Annotated in this window: 15 protein-coding genes; 7 read left to right on the top strand and 8 right to left on the bottom strand. The window is 63.2% G+C overall.

Translation table 11 applies throughout. From position 1 onward, the window contains the following. Positions 1 to 52: 52 nt before the first annotated feature. Together QY049_RS00865 and QY049_RS00860 are read right to left on the bottom strand one after the other, a co-directional pair. Complete coding sequence (locus tag QY049_RS00865) at positions 53 to 457, bottom strand: hypothetical protein (protein WP_194481911.1); 405 nt, start codon at positions 455 to 457, stop codon at positions 53 to 55. A gap of 421 nt (positions 458 to 878) precedes the next feature. Further along, positions 879 to 1,121 carry a PilZ domain-containing protein gene (locus QY049_RS00860; RefSeq protein ID WP_194481912.1) on the bottom strand — a complete coding sequence of 81 codons (243 nt, stop codon included), beginning with the start codon at positions 1,119 to 1,121 and terminating at the stop codon, positions 879 to 881. 182 nt (positions 1,122 to 1,303) lie between these two features. Here QY049_RS00860 and QY049_RS00855 point away from each other — a divergent pair, with 182 nt between their 5' ends. After that, positions 1,304 to 1,597: an HdeA family protein gene (locus QY049_RS00855; protein WP_194481913.1), complete on the top strand. Its 294-nt coding sequence runs from the start codon at positions 1,304 to 1,306 to the stop codon at positions 1,595 to 1,597. 129 nt (positions 1,598 to 1,726) lie between these two features. Here the strand turns inward: QY049_RS00855 and QY049_RS00850 are convergent, their stop codons facing one another. Further along, on the bottom strand, positions 1,727 to 2,191 hold the full coding sequence (locus QY049_RS00850; protein WP_194481914.1) for a PaaI family thioesterase: 465 nt from the start codon (positions 2,189 to 2,191) through the stop codon (positions 1,727 to 1,729). 348 nt (positions 2,192 to 2,539) lie between these two features. On the opposite strand from QY049_RS00850, the gene QY049_RS00845 reads away from it, so the two are divergent. Both QY049_RS00845 and QY049_RS00840 read left to right on the top strand, forming a co-directional pair. Beyond that, the gene (locus QY049_RS00845; RefSeq protein WP_194481915.1) at positions 2,540 to 2,836 is read left to right on the top strand and encodes a hypothetical protein; all 297 of its coding nucleotides are present in this window, start codon (positions 2,540 to 2,542) and stop codon (positions 2,834 to 2,836) included. A gap of 98 nt (positions 2,837 to 2,934) precedes the next feature. Beyond that, entirely contained in the window at positions 2,935 to 3,189 is a 255-nt protein-coding gene (locus QY049_RS00840; RefSeq protein WP_194481916.1) for a hypothetical protein, read from the top strand. A gap of 23 nt (positions 3,190 to 3,212) precedes the next feature. On the opposite strand, the gene QY049_RS00835 is transcribed toward QY049_RS00840, so the two are convergent. After that, complete coding sequence (locus QY049_RS00835) at positions 3,213 to 3,401, bottom strand: hypothetical protein (RefSeq protein ID WP_194481917.1); 189 nt, start codon at positions 3,399 to 3,401, stop codon at positions 3,213 to 3,215. A 463-nt stretch (positions 3,402 to 3,864) separates the two neighbouring features. On the opposite strand from QY049_RS00835, the gene QY049_RS00830 reads away from it, so the two are divergent. Continuing rightward, a complete protein-coding gene (locus QY049_RS00830) occupies positions 3,865 to 4,116 on the top strand; it encodes a hypothetical protein (protein WP_194481918.1) in 252 nt (83 codons plus the stop codon). Positions 4,117 to 5,170: 1,054 nt separating this feature from the next. Here QY049_RS00830 and QY049_RS00825 read toward each other — a convergent pair. Further along, positions 5,171 to 5,305, bottom strand: a complete 135-nt coding sequence (locus tag QY049_RS00825) for a hypothetical protein (protein WP_301268613.1) — start codon at positions 5,303 to 5,305, stop codon at positions 5,171 to 5,173. A 560-nt stretch (positions 5,306 to 5,865) separates the two neighbouring features. On the opposite strand from QY049_RS00825, the gene QY049_RS00820 reads away from it, so the two are divergent. The 3 genes from QY049_RS00820 (at position 5,866) to QY049_RS00810 (ending at position 8,744) form a co-directional block, all read left to right on the top strand. After that, the gene (locus QY049_RS00820) at positions 5,866 to 6,027 is read left to right on the top strand and encodes a hypothetical protein (protein WP_194481920.1); all 162 of its coding nucleotides are present in this window, start codon (positions 5,866 to 5,868) and stop codon (positions 6,025 to 6,027) included. A 520-nt stretch (positions 6,028 to 6,547) separates the two neighbouring features. Continuing rightward, positions 6,548 to 7,636, top strand: coding sequence for a recombinase RecA (recA, locus tag QY049_RS00815; RefSeq protein WP_194481921.1), 1,089 nt, complete (start codon positions 6,548 to 6,550; stop codon positions 7,634 to 7,636). A 199-nt stretch (positions 7,637 to 7,835) separates the two neighbouring features. Next, on the top strand, positions 7,836 to 8,744 hold the full coding sequence (locus tag QY049_RS00810; protein ID WP_246755803.1) for a hypothetical protein: 909 nt from the start codon (positions 7,836 to 7,838) through the stop codon (positions 8,742 to 8,744). A 128-nt stretch (positions 8,745 to 8,872) separates the two neighbouring features. On the opposite strand, the gene gcvP is transcribed toward QY049_RS00810, so the two are convergent. The 3 genes from gcvP to gcvT all read right to left on the bottom strand — a co-directional run bounded on the left by gcvP (position 8,873) and on the right by gcvT (position 13,423). After that, the gene (gcvP, locus tag QY049_RS00805) at positions 8,873 to 11,737 is read right to left on the bottom strand and encodes an aminomethyl-transferring glycine dehydrogenase (protein WP_194482679.1); all 2,865 of its coding nucleotides are present in this window, start codon (positions 11,735 to 11,737) and stop codon (positions 8,873 to 8,875) included. A gap of 159 nt (positions 11,738 to 11,896) precedes the next feature. Further along, a complete protein-coding gene (gene gcvH, locus QY049_RS00800; RefSeq protein WP_194481922.1) occupies positions 11,897 to 12,265 on the bottom strand; it encodes a glycine cleavage system protein GcvH in 369 nt (122 codons plus the stop codon). Positions 12,266 to 12,274: 9 nt separating this feature from the next. Continuing rightward, complete coding sequence (gcvT, locus tag QY049_RS00795) at positions 12,275 to 13,423, bottom strand: glycine cleavage system aminomethyltransferase GcvT (RefSeq protein WP_301268612.1); 1,149 nt, start codon at positions 13,421 to 13,423, stop codon at positions 12,275 to 12,277. Positions 13,424 to 13,502: the final 79 nt, after the last annotated feature.

The following is a 13,502-nucleotide window of genomic DNA, read 5'->3' as shown; positions in this document are numbered from 1 at the left end:
CGCGCAGTCGTGATCGATGCGAAATCGGATCGTGGTGCGGCGCGATGCTTCGCTAGATCGGCTCGTAGGCTTCGGAGCCGCAGATGTCGTCAGCTTCCGCGCGTCGCCGGTCGGTGATCTTTCCACTGTCGATCGTCACGATGTAGGTCTGGGTGCCCAGCGCCGAGCCGGTGGCGGAGGTGAGCTGGGCGCGGACGCAAGCCGTCCAGCCAGATCCGCGGACCTCGTGATGGGGCAAGGCCACTTGCACCTCGCGCGGATAGGAGGTGTTGAGGAAGACCACATCGATCTGCTCGCGGACCACGCGCTTGACGTCGGGCGGCGGTTCAGGAGGTTGTTGCTCTCCCTCCTTGATGCGCATGAAGTCGGGCACCGGTGCACGGCTGTCGGCAAAGCCGCACGCGCCGAGCGCGAGCGTGCATGCAAGCAGCGCCACCTGAGCAACAATCCGCAACATTCGTGAAGGTCCCCCGCAGGCCGACAGATATGCGCGAATTCGGCGGGACGAAGCCCTGCCCGATCAACAATTGCTGAAGCGGTGGAACCGCTGCATTTGCCAGTACGGGATGGCAGGCTGGTTTGGACCCAAGTGAAGGGATGGCGGACAACAAGCCCAAGACGAGAGAGCCTACGAGGCTGCGCTCGAGCGCATTCCGGACCCAACCCCTGGAGCGGCGCGCGTCCCACGGAGCCGGCTATGGGAAACCGAAATAGAGCGAGGCAGATGGTGATGGACCGGCTCCAATATCCGGTCGGCTTCCTGCTGCTGGTCGTGCGGCCCTGCAGCGTCTGAGAGACCCGCGGCGGCGATCCCATCGTATCACGCGATCATAGTCATGTTGTGGATGCGATGCGAATGGACATTCACATCACGCGCGCTAGTGCACGAAAGCCAGGCCGATGCGCCTTTCGCTGCGCCAAACTGCGCGGCAATTCCGCACGAAATTGTCGCACGCGATCGAAAGTGTGAACGATTGCGGCAATGTGACCAATGTGTCGAGGTCTATCGCCGCGCCGCTTTCCGACATGTTTCGTACGGTGCACGCGATTCCGCTATTTTCAAAGGTGATCGTGCCGCCCTTGAAAACCCGATGACGCTGCGCCGTTCGCTTCTCGATCATCCGCGTTAATCCACAATGATGATTGTGAAATAGTGCATAGAAATTGCGTTGATCTAAACTCAATACTGGCGCTCCTTGCACAGCGCTTCATACTTCGTTTACGACGTTGAGGCGGCAAGTCACTGCGCCGAGTTTTACCCCAAGCCTTTCCTTTGTGGCGTTACGCGCCGATGGAGATTCCGATGAAGACCACGCTCTCGATCCTGTTCGCCGCAGCGTTCTCGCTGTCGTCGATGCCCGCCCACGCCGTCAAGTGGGACCTCTCGACCATGTCCTGCAAGCAGTTCCTCGATAGCGGCGAGGACAACATCGCGGTCGTGCTGACCTGGATGGACGGCTGGTACAAGGGCGACGAGGACAACGCGATCATCGACACCGAAGTGTTCATCGAGAACGCCAAGAAGTTCGGTGCTTATTGCGGAAAGAATCCGACCGTCAGCGTCGTCACCGCGGCCGACGAAATTCTCGGCAAGTAGTCTTTTCGACAAGTCATCTCGAAGCGGCCGGATGAAGCGCGATTGCAGCCGCGCTTCGTTCGATGCGAACGTGATCGAGAGCCGCGGTGCGCTTTGCGCTCCCGCGGCTCTCCTCGTTTCGGATCATGTTCAGCCCGGCAGCATGGCGAACGCGCTCGACACCATCGCAATCTGCTTGTTGTCGGCGGCCGAGAGCAGGGTGACGCGGCCAAAACTCATGGTGCGTCCGAGCCGCACCACGCGTGCATCCGCCAGCACGTCCGACGCGGAGACCGCGCGCATGAAATGCGTGGTCTGGTCCACCGTCGTCATCGGACGATAGCCTCTGTTGGCGGCGAGATTCGCGATCACCATTGCGGTGTCGGCCAGCGCCATCAGCGCCTGACCGCAGACCACGCCGCCGTTGCGGCACAGCCGCTCCGAGAACGGCATGCGGAGCAGCGCGCCCGGCTGCCAGTCCGGCGTCTCGGGAGGAGGGATGTGCTCGATGCGCTCGACGGAGAGGTTGAGATCCTCGATCCAGGGCGCGAAGACCTCGCCGAGTATCCGTCTGGCCTCAGTGATTCCGAACTCGGCGTCTGGCTGCGATGGCATTGCCGTCGTTTCCTCCTCTTGTTGCCGGATGTTTCGCTCATTCTGCCCGCTTGGGCGCGGCAAAGTCACGGGGGCCGTTGGCTTGAAAATGCCCGACTTCGCCCGATATGATGCCGGGCCTGGGGGCGGGTGGACGATGTTGCGTCGATGTGTCCTGTTATTTTGCCTGGCCGCGCTCGGTCTGGCGCTGAACGGCTGCACCAAGTGCGGGCCGATCTGGGACGACTGGCTCCATGGGCCGAAATCGTGCAGATCGGATCGGCTCTAGCGGATTGAGGCGCCTCGCGCTGAAAAGGACCAACAGGGCGCGGTGTCCGCCCTCTCTATTGATGCTCAAGGAGTGAAGTAATGAAGGTTTTCCGTATGGCGGCGGTGCTGGTGCTGGTGGCTGGACCAGCCTTCGCGCAGGATTCGCCCCATATCAATCTGATGGCGGATGGTCCGGCGAAGACCGAAGACGAAAAGGCCGCCGACGCCGCACGTGACAAGGCCTACAAGGAGACGCTGAAGAAGATTCCGGACGCCAAGGCGTCCAGCGATCCCTGGGGAGGCATGCGCGCCGAGCCGCCGAAGCAGCCGGCGCCGAAGGCCGCTGCTGCCACCAGCACGCACAAGAAGCCCAAGGCCGGCACGGCCTCCAATTGACCGCGCTCCCGGCAGGCGAATGAGGCTTCGGCGGGACTCCCCTTCGCCGGGACCCGATCCTACATTCCTTCATGGTGTTGCGTTGTGGAGGGCAGGACATGGCGGATCGCCCGCGGGACCTCGCCGAGCGGATGGCGCGCCGGCGCAAGCGGGCCGTCGCGGCGGACAGCAAGGCCAGTGATGGCTATCTGCGCGAGAGCTTCACCCTGCCGCGCGCCGCGGCACGGGCACGAGCGCAGGCTTTCTTCGCGCGCTATCCCAAGGCCGGCTATATGAGCGAAGTCGAGACCTGGCGCGAGCTGCCGGGCGGCGACATCGAATTCACAATGCGCCGGCTGCCCAGCGCCGACTAGCCCGCTCGCTAGGCCCTGATCGCTCAGGCCGTCCTGCGACCGATGGCCTTCAGCTCCCGATCGATGCGCAGCTGCACGCGACGGATCGCCAGCAGGTCGATCTTCGTCTCGGTCTTGCCTGTCTTGGTCTTGTCGCCGATCCGGAACTGCCACTGCCAGACACCCGGGATCGCCGTCTTTGCAACCGTGAACTCCACGCCCCTGTGATTCATGGTCACCTCCACGATTCACCTTGCCATGTCGGGTAACATGGGCATCGTAATATTCCGACGACAAGGAAAAATTGCCGTTAAGTCGAGGATAATTCATCGGAATTGAGCAAGCGCGCGCAGTTCGAAACAAGCGAAATCGGATTCCGAAAGATGGGGCCGATGGATGGGTCTTTCGCGTGAATGGAACCTGTGAGGCGGTGGCTGGCGATTAGGTCAGGAACTCTGTTCTTGGCCGGAGAACCACGGAGTTCCCTGCCGACACCAACGGCGATTCCATCGCGATTGCTGTCGCGGGCTTCATGATTGTGCGGAACCATCGTCGTGAGAGATGTCGACCGCGCGACCATTCGCAGCAAATGAGCACGTGCATTGCTTTTCCACTTTTGCGTGCGCCTCGACTGTGATCTGGTGAGGGGTGACGAAGGCGGGGTTGGTCATCGCGCAAGAGGACCAAGAGGACGACGTGAACTGGCTCAGACATCTCGCGCAGCGATGGAGCACACGACGTTTCCCGCTGGTCTGTCCGCAATGCGGGCGGCCAGCGTCTTCTCTTCTCTACAGGCGCGGACGCTTCATGCTGGGTGACGAGAAGCTCGTCTGCGAGCAGTGCGGCACGACCAGCGTCGTCACCTTCTGGCGCTTCGAAGGCCTGGCGTGTCACGGCGAGCGCGGCGATTCCGGCAAGCCCGAGCGCTTGGCGGATTCACGGCACTGACGCCTGCGATCCACGCGTTCTCGCGCCGCCTGGCGGCAATGCCGTCGCAAGAAAAAAGCCCCGCCAGGGGAGAGCCGGGCGGGGCAGAAGGTTATTGGAGGCTGAGGTGCTGGGCTGCAACACCATAGCTCCATGACCGTAGCCCGCTCAGCTTACGAGAGCCTGACAGAGCGGATCGGAGGTGGATCCGCCCCCCGCATCGATTCCGGGAGTCGGCAGCAACAAGCCGATCTGGCCGCCGGGAACAGAAGACCCCGCTCGGGGTCGAGCGAGGTCGACTGGGTATGGAGACCCGGTGTTGGTCCACCGGGCAAGCCGAGGCTAGAGCATTCGGCTGACGGGCGCCTTACGCAGGCTCATGCGTGGCTCGCGGACGCGTTGAGGGCCGCTGTGACGTCCCAATTCAGACATCCGGCTGCACAACTTCAGACACATCCGTTGGCGACACTTTGCGGGCACGGCGAAGCCATGGGGGATACGTGGCGCGCCGACAGCGGGGTGGCATCATGGACAAGGTAGAGCGGTCATTCGCCGCCGCGACGGCGGCTGGCTTCGTGGTGTTGGTGATCGGCATCGTGCTGCTGGCGCTGATGTAGCGAGGCTCAGGCGGCCCGCGCCGCCAAAGCCGACGAAAACAACCCCATGCACAGTAGCCGGCAGCCTGTTTCGGCTGGCGTTTCCCCTGGCGCACCTTGATCTCGTCCGGCGGCAGGCGGAGATCGGCGGCGCGCTCGGCGCGGTCCCTCTTGCGGAACTCGCTTTCCCTGCGCTCGAACTTCACCGTCTCCTCGAGCGCCGCCTCGATCAGGAACTGCGCCTGACGGCATCGTGCAGCGTGTCTTCCGTCATGATCCGATTCCCCATTGCGGCGCCCCCGTTCCCCCAGGGAATTAGGACGCTCTGCATTGAGCTAGATCAGTGGCGCTTCATCGATCGCGCGATAGTTTTCCAAGCCCGGGGCTGGTTATGCGATTTCAGTATTGCTTATTGCAACCCGGGAGGGCCTCGGCCGTCTCATCGCGGCCGGGGCCTTTCGCCGCCAACTGCGGCGGCCCTACCATCCGAATGAATAGCGGATGTGGCGCAGCATCCCAAAGGCTGCGTCGGTGTAGGCGCCATATGCATAGTGCCGGTCCGCCGCGACGAGGCTGCCGAGTGCAATCACGATGGCGAAAAAGACCTTAGGCACAATGCCGAAGAGCATCCGACCGTTTGGTTGCGAAATTCTAAATAGGACACTCCGAATTTCTTCTTAGGACACCAAGGGTGGAATACGGACGGTACCCAAATTCTGGTGCTCTCCCACAGTTTCAAGTTAGGACACTGGAACGAATGCTCGCCTTGCGAGTTTGCTGCCGGTGGTCTCCCTCATCGGGGTCACATGAACCAGCGCAAGGCCCCAATCTCGCCAGCCCCGGATTGGGGCCTTTTGGTTACAGAAAGCAAAAACGCCGCCCGCTTAAAACCAGCGCAGGCGGCGGCCTTTCCAGCCCCGGGAGGGAGATTGTAAAATCCCGATCCTGTGTGTCTGTGCAGGGCGCCCAAAGGTTCAACGCGACACCCGCAGAGGCGGATTAGGACGCTCCAAAAGTCACACAAAAAGCCCGCCTAGGGGCGGGCTTCATTCCGAGGTGGCCTTATCTGAGTACGAGCGCCCCAAGGAACATTCCGGTCCACACTCCGCCACCGCAGATGCCTGCTACCAGCGGCCGACAAAGCGTTGTGATTAGCTGGGTGGGAGAGAAGGGCGTGAGCGAATCTTCGATTGCGATAAAGGATGATCGTCTAGAGCTAGCTGCGCTCCTGTACGATCAAGCTGGCGTGCAAAAGGTGATTGATCGCCTAGCGGCAATGAAGTCGCTTCTCCCGGAGAAAGCGCCAGAGCCTAAAAAGGAAGAGGCCGCCAACTGAGGCGGCCCTAGTGCATGAAGATAGCAATGGCAGACAGGATCACCGGCACAGAACCGGCCGTGATCACAAACGCCTTGTACCAAAGATCATTGCCCATAAGGACAGTATCTTCCGGTAGCGGGCTGCCGTCTATGCAACTTGTGCCAGTTTATGGGCCCCAACTGAGGCGCCCTTACCGGATCATGAGCATGGCGGTGCTGGCAATAAGAGTGCCGAGGCCCACTACCGTGATCGCGAGGGCCAACATACCCAATCTGTCCAATTTGTTTGCCGCCACCCTCAGTTACCTTTCGCATGTGGAGACGGCTTAAGTATCAAAGTGAACACTTGTTCCTAATTGGCGAACTAGGACCTGCAAAATTCAACTTAGGACACTTGGGGTCAAATACGGACAGCACCCGCCTACCGCAAAGAACATATTGCGAACAAAGAACAGATGGTGTACATTGGTTTTATCGACGAGCCGCCCGCCCAACCGTTTGTCCCACACGCGAATCCTCGCCATAAGGAGCACGACCCAATGTCCGCCACTGCCCTGCGTATCGTCGAAGGATCTTCCATGGACAAGAGTAAAGCTCTGGCTGCCGCGCTCTCCCAGATCGAGCGCCAGTTCGGCAAGGGCTCGGTGATGAAGCTCGGCAAGAACGACCGTTCGATGGACATCGAGGCGGTCTCGTCGGGCTCGCTGGGGCTGGACATCGCGCTCGGCATCGGCGGCCTGCCCAAGGGGCGTATCGTCGAGATCTACGGGCCGGAATCGTCGGGCAAGACCACCCTGGCGCTGCATACCGTGGCGGAAGCCCAGAAGAAGGGCGGCATTTGCGCCTTCATCGACGCCGAGCACGCGCTCGACCCGGTCTATGCCCGCAAGCTCGGGGTCAACATCGACGAGCTCCTGATCTCGCAACCCGACACCGGCGAGCAGGCGCTGGAAATCTGCGACACGCTGGTGCGCTCGGGTGCGGTGGATGTGCTGGTGGTCGATTCGGTCGCGGCGCTGGTGCCGAAGGCCGAGCTCGAAGGCGAGATGGGCGATGCACTGCCGGGTCTTCAAGCGCGGTTGATGAGCCAGGCGCTGCGCAAGCTGACCGCCTCGATCAACAAGTCCAACACCATGGTGATCTTCATCAACCAGATCCGCATGAAGATCGGTGTGATGTACGGATCGCCCGAAACCACGACCGGCGGCAACGCGCTGAAGTTCTATGCCTCCGTCCGCCTCGACATCCGCCGTATCGGCGCGATCAAGGAGCGCGACGAAGTGGTCGGCAACACGACGCGTGTGAAGGTGGTGAAGAACAAGCTGGCACCGCCCTTCAAGCAGGTCGAGTTCGACATCATGTACGGCGAGGGCGTCTCCAAGATGGGCGAGATCCTCGATCTCGGCGTCAAGGCCGGCATCGTCGAGAAATCAGGCGCCTGGTTCTCCTATGACAGCCAGCGCCTCGGCCAGGGCCGCGAGAACTCGAAAGCGTTTTTGAAGTCCAACCCCGACATTACCGCCAAGATCGAGACCGCGATCCGCCAGAACTCCGGCCTGATCTCCGAGCAGATTTTGGCCGGCACGCCCGAGAGCGACGCCGACGGCGACGAGCCCGCGGACGAGTAAGCCTCGAGTACAAGTTTTCGCGAGAAGCGGGCGCTGAGGACGTTGAGTTGCCGACGTCGTCAGTGCCCGTTTCTTTTGTGTTGGAGTGATCGGGGGGTGATGAAGCGTCTGATCTTGACCGGTGTGGCCGGCGCCGATCTCGCCAAATCGAAACTGGCCGAGATCGTCGTTCTCTTCTTTTTCCGGTTCATGTGGGCCGTTGCCTTCGCCGGAGTATTTCGCAGCCTATTTCGGGGCGCAGGGGACGCTCAAGCCGGGCGATCACTGGTCGGATTGGGGTCCAAAATGGCCCTCCAAGTTCAAGGAACTTAGGAAGTTACCGTTCGCCGATTTTTGCGAGCGCCATGACGAGATTGAGCTTTGGTTCGACCCGAGTCCAGACGATCAACTGCAGCTGATCTGGCTGCTCGACCATCTCGCCTGTTACCCTGAGCTGCTTAAAAAACTCGGACTGCGCTTGGTCGCATTCGATCTGTTCGATGTGCGAGAGAAAGTCTCCGAAGCGTCCGCATCGCACATTCGTATGGTGGATGTTCAGGCCCGAGAACTCCAGACCGCTGGAATGGCTTGGCAAGCGTATCGCGCGCCGACGCCTGAAGCCTGTGCGAATGTACTTCACAGCGATCTAAGCGCCCTGTTGATGCTGCGATCGGCATGGCAACGGCTGTTGGGAGAGCTACCGTCGCCCCTGAGCGGTCTTGGTGCGAGCGAGATGCGATTTCTGGAGATGCTTGCCCGAGGGTACGCGAACACGAACGCCCTGTTTCATCTGCGTTCACTGCGGGGCACGTACGTGTTTGGCGAATTCGAACTGGGGTCGCTGCTGGAGGGGCTCGCACTCGGCCCCAAGCCGGCAGTGGCCGGTCTGGGCGACGAACTGCGTACGATCGACCCCGAGGATTTGGGAGCTCGGCACGACGATGCGATCCGTCACGCACGGTACAAGCAATCCCGCATGTCGCTCACTGATCTCGGGAAGGCGGTGCTGGCGGGAGACCAGGATTTCCTCCAGCACAACCCGATCCACCGCTGGAGGGGCGGCACGCTTCTGACCAATGAACGGCTCTGGAGGTGGGATCGCGAGAGCCGATTGTTGGTCGCGCCCTAGAGGCGCAGTCGGTGCCGTAGCTATAGAGAGGGCAAAGGCGCGCGAGCGCCGTGCCCACGATCTTTCACGTCATCCGGAGGTGGTGGGCGCGCGTCGCTATGCCCACCCTACGAGACCTCCGTCGTGGCTTACTCCGCGGCTTCCGCGTAATTGCTCACCGGCGGGCAGGAGCACACCAGGTTGCGATCGCCATAGACGTTGTCGACGCGCCCGACCGGGCACCAGTATTTGTCGGTGCGAGAGACGCCATCGGGGAAGTAGCCCTCGCTGCGGGCGTAGGCGCGCTTCCAATCGTCGTCCGCAATGTCGTGCACGGTGTGCGGGGCGTGGCGCAGCGGCGAGGCTTCGATCTTGAAGCGGCCGGCCTCGACCTCGGCGATCTCTTTCCGGATCGCGATCATGGCATCGCAGAAGCGATCCAGCTCCGCCTTGGATTCCGACTCGGTCGGTTCGATCATCAGCGTGCCGGGCACCGGGAAGCTCATGGTCGGGGCATGGAAGCCGTAATCGATCAGGCGTTTCGCGATGTCGTCGACGGTGACGCCAGATGTCGTCTTCAGCGGGCGGGGATCGACGATGCATTCATGCGCGACGCGGCCCTTCCCGTTCTTGTAGAGCACCGGAAAGTGCGGATCGAGCCTTGCTGCGATGTAATTGGCGTTGAGGATCGCGATCTCGGTCGCGCGCTTCAGGCCTTCGCCGCCCATCATCAGGATGTAGATGTAGGAGATAGTCAGGATCGAGGCCGAACCGAACGGCGCGGCCGAGACCGGGCCGACCCGCGCGTCGCCGTTGGTCGCGGGATGACCGGGGAGGAACGGCGCGAGATGCGCCTTGACGCCGATCGGGCCCATGCCGGGGCCGCCGCCGCCATGCGGGATGCAGAAGGTCTTGTGCAGGTTGAGATGGCTGACATCGGCGCCGTAATCGCCGGGCCTGCTGAGGCCGACCTGCGCGTTGAGATTGGCGCCGTCGAGATAGACCTGGCCACCATGGCCATGGACGATATCGCAGATCTCGCGGATGTGCTCCTCGAACACGCCGTGGGTCGAGGGATAGGTGATCATCACAGCGGCGAGATCGTTCGAATGCTTTTCCGCCTTGGCGCGGAGATCGTTGACGTCGACGTCGCCGTTCTTCTCGCAAGACACAACCACCACGTCCATGCCGACCATGGCGGCCGAGGCCGGGTTGGTGCCGTGGGCCGAGGAGGGGATCAGGCAGATCTTGCGGTGGCTTTCTCCACGCGCGGCGTGATAGCCGCGGATCGCGAGCAGGCCGGCATATTCGCCTTGCGCGCCCGAGTTCGGCTGCAGCGAGATCGCGTCATAGCCGGTGATGTCGCACAGCCATTTTTCGAGCCGCGCGAACAGCGCGTGATAGCCGGCGGCCTGCTCGCGCGGGGCGAACGGATGCAGGGAGCCGAATTCCGGCCAGGTCAGCGGCATCATCTCTGTCGTCGCGTTCAGCTTCATGGTGCAGGAGCCGAGCGGGATCATTGCACGGTCGAGCGCGAGGTCGCGGTCGCTGAGCTTGCGCATGTAGCGCAGCATCTCGGTTTCCGAGCGATGCGCGTGGAATACGGGATGGGTGAGGTACGCGGTGGTGCGCTTCAGCGCCTCCGGCAGCGCCTCGCGCGTGGTCGCGTCGATCTCGGCGTAGGAGAGCTGGCCGCCGAACGCACGCCAGACGGCTTCGACCGTTGCAGGTGTCGTGGTCTCGTCGAACGCGATGCGCAAGCTCGCTTCGCCGACACCGAGATTGATCTTCTCGGCGGCAGCGCGCGCGACGATCTCGGCGCGCTTGGCGCCGGCATCGACGCTGATCGTGTCGAAGAAAGTCTCCGACTGCGGCGCGAAGCCGAGCTTGCGCAGGCCCGCGGCGAGCACGGCGGTGCGGCGATGCACGGTGCGCGCGATCTGCGCCAGCCCCTCGGGGCCATGATAGGTCGCATACATCGCGGCGATCACGGCAAGCAGTACCTGCGCGGTGCAGATGTTGGAAGTCGCCTTCTCGCGGCGGATGTGCTGCTCGCGGGTCTGCAGCGCGAGGCGATAGGCCGGGGCGCCGCGCGAGTCGACGCTGAGGCCGACGATGCGGCCGGGCAGCGAGCGCTTCAGCGCATCGCGCACCGCCATATAGGCGGCGTGCGGTCCGCCATAGCCCATCGGCACGCCGAAGCGCTGCGCCGATCCGATCGCGATGTCGGCACCGAGCTCGCCGGGCGAGGCGAGCACGGTCAGCGCCAGCAGATCGGCAGCGACGATCGCGAGTGCGCCCTTGGCCTTCAGCGCCGCGATTGCAGGCCGGAGGTCGCGCACCGCGCCTGAAGAGCCGGGATATTGCAGCAACGCGCCGAGCACGTCCGTCTTGTCGAGATCGGTGAGGGGATCGCCGACGACCAGAGTCCAGCCGAGCGGCTCGGCGCGGGTGCGCATCACAGCCAGCGTCTGTGGATGCACGTCCTTGTCGACGAAGAAGGCTTGCGCCTTCACCTGCGAGTGCCGTTCGGCGAGCGCCATGGCTTCGGCCGCGGCGGTCGCCTCATCGAGCAGCGAGGCGTTGGCCACGTCGAGCCCGGTGAGATCGCAGATCATGGTCTGGAAGTTGAACAGCGCTTCCAGCCGGCCCTGGCTGATCTCGGGCTGATAGGGCGTATAGGCCGTGTACCAGGCCGGGTTCTCCAGGATGTTGCGCTGGATCACCGCCGGCAGGATCGTGCCGGAATAGCCTTGGCCGATCAGCGAGGTGAAGACCTGGTTCTGCCGCGCGAGCTCGGCCATGTGCGCGATCGCCTCGGTCTCGCTCAGCGGCTTGCCGAGATCGAGCGGTGCTGCCTGCCGGATCGAGGCGGGCAGGGTTTCCGCCATCAATGCGTCGACGCTCTTGGCGCCGACAGTCTCCAGCATGGCGGTGACATCGCGCGCCGAGGGGCCGATGTGGCGGCGAACGAAGGCGGTGGTGTCGCCATTGGATTTGCGGTGCGCGGTCATCATGGGTCCTCGCTTTAGGAGTTGCTGTCATGCCCCGCGAAGGCGGGGCATCCAGTACACGCAGCCGCTTCGGCTAGGGCCGATGGGCCGCGGCGTACTGGATCGCCCGCCTTCGCGGGCGATGACAGTGAGTATGTTGAGACGGTGCGGCTCATATCTTCATGCCGTGTGCGCCTTGTAGGCGGCTTCATCCATCAGGCCGCCAAGCTCGCTCTTGTCGGCAATCCTGATCTTGAAGAACCAGGCCGCGGCTTGCGCGTCCGAGTTCACCAGCGCGGGCTCGGCGGCGAGCGCATCGTTGGTCTCGAGCACTTCGCCCGAGATCGGTGCGTAGACGTCGGAGGCGGCCTTGACCGATTCCACGACGGCGGCAGCTTCGGCCTTCTTCAGGGTGCGGCCGACCTTGGGCAGCTCGACGAACACGACGTCGCCGAGCTGCGACTGCGCGTAATCGGTGATCCCGACGGTGGCGACTTCGCCGTCGATCGCCAGCCATTCGTGGTCGGAAGTGTACAGCGTCGTGGTCATTGTCGATCCTCAGCGTTTGTAGGTGTTTTTCACGAAGGGCATGGCGGCGACGGCGAGCGGCAGACGTTGGCCGCGCACCTCCGCAAAGAGTTTTGTGTCGAGTGCGCTCAGGCTCGTCGGCACGTAGCCCATCGCCACAGGCGCGTTCAGGCTCGGGCCGAAGCCGCCGGAGGTGACCTTTCCGATCGGCTCGCCGCCTGCGCCATCTGCAAACAGCACCGCGCCCTCGCGCACCGGGGCGCGGCCCTGGGCGAGCAGGCCGACGCGGCGGCGGGACGCGCCGTTGTCGAAATGGGCAAGGATTTTTTCGGCGCCGGGAAAGCCGCCGGCGCGGGCGCCACCGGTGCGGCGGCTCTTCTGCACCGACCATTCCAGCGCAGCCTCGACCGGCGTGGTCTCAGCGTCGATGTCGTGGCCGTAGAGGCAGAGCCCGGCTTCCAGTCGCAGGCTGTCACGGGCCCCAAGGCCGATCGGCATCACATCGGGGTTTTCCAGCAGCGTCTTGGCGAGACGCTCGGCGTCGCTGGCTGGCACCGAAATCTCGAATCCATCCTCGCCGGTGTAGCCCGAGCGCGAGACGAAACAGGCGAGGCCGGCAACATTGCGCGGGCCGGCATCCATGAACTTCATGGACGGTGCCTCTGCACACAATTTCGCCAGCGCGGCTTCCGCCTTCGGGCCCTGCAACGCGATCAGCGCGCGGTCCGCGAGCGAATCGATGATGCAGGCATCGGAGAGATTGGCGCGCAGATGCGCCTCGTCCGCGGCCTTGCAGGCGGCGTTGACCACCAGGAACAGATGATCGCCGAAATTGGCGACCATGAGATCGTCGAGAATGCCGCCATCGGCGTTGGTGAACTGGGCGTAGCGCTGCCGTCCCGGCGCGATCGCCACGATGTCCTGCGGGACCAGTCGCTCCAGTGCGCGGGCGGCGTCCTCGACCTTGCCGGATTTCGGCCGGAGCGCGATCTGGCCCATATGGGAGACGTCGAACAGGCCGGCCGAGCTGCGGGTTTGGAGGTGCTCTTTGAGGACCCCGGCGGGGTACTGCACGGGCATGTCATAGCCGGCGAACGGCACCATCTTGCCGCCGAGCGACAAATGAAGGTCGTGAAGGGGGGTACGTTTCAGGGAGTCTTCGTCGTCGCGCGCAAGCATCACGGGGCCCTCGGCGGTTCCCCAGGGACGATTCCCCGGAGGCAACCAGTCGAAGCCCCATCTGTCGCTGTGCCTGAGA

The sequence above is a fragment of the Bradyrhizobium sp. WYCCWR 13022 genome (genome assembly GCF_030435535.1).
Taxonomy (GTDB): Bacteria; Pseudomonadota; Alphaproteobacteria; order Rhizobiales; family Xanthobacteraceae; genus Bradyrhizobium.
Note: the sequence above shows the minus strand (reverse complement) of the source record. Positions and strands in the feature narration are given on the sequence as shown.

Bases quoted from the DNA above. Each gene is read 5' to 3' on its own strand.
- QY049_RS00865 (WP_194481911.1), bottom strand. From the start codon at position 457: ATGTTGCGGATTGTTGCTCAGGTGGCGCTGCTTGCATGCACGCTCGCG.
- QY049_RS00860 (WP_194481912.1), bottom strand. From the start codon at position 1,121: ATGATCGAGAAGCGAACGGCGCAGCGTCATCGGGTTTTCAAGGGCGGC.
- QY049_RS00855 (WP_194481913.1), top strand. From the start codon at position 1,304: ATGAAGACCACGCTCTCGATCCTGTTCGCCGCAGCGTTCTCGCTGTCG.
- QY049_RS00850 (WP_194481914.1), bottom strand. From the start codon at position 2,191: ATGCCATCGCAGCCAGACGCCGAGTTCGGAATCACTGAGGCCAGACGG.
- QY049_RS00845 (WP_194481915.1), top strand. From the start codon at position 2,540: ATGAAGGTTTTCCGTATGGCGGCGGTGCTGGTGCTGGTGGCTGGACCA.
- QY049_RS00840 (WP_194481916.1), top strand. From the start codon at position 2,935: ATGGCGGATCGCCCGCGGGACCTCGCCGAGCGGATGGCGCGCCGGCGC.
- QY049_RS00835 (WP_194481917.1), bottom strand. From the start codon at position 3,401: ATGAATCACAGGGGCGTGGAGTTCACGGTTGCAAAGACGGCGATCCCG.
- recA (WP_194481921.1), top strand. From the start codon at position 6,548: ATGTCCGCCACTGCCCTGCGTATCGTCGAAGGATCTTCCATGGACAAG.
- gcvP (WP_194482679.1), bottom strand. From the start codon at position 11,737: ATGACCGCGCACCGCAAATCCAATGGCGACACCACCGCCTTCGTTCGC.
- gcvH (WP_194481922.1), bottom strand. From the start codon at position 12,265: ATGACCACGACGCTGTACACTTCCGACCACGAATGGCTGGCGATCGAC.
- gcvT (WP_301268612.1), bottom strand. From the start codon at position 13,423: ATGCTTGCGCGCGACGACGAAGACTCCCTGAAACGTACCCCCCTTCAC.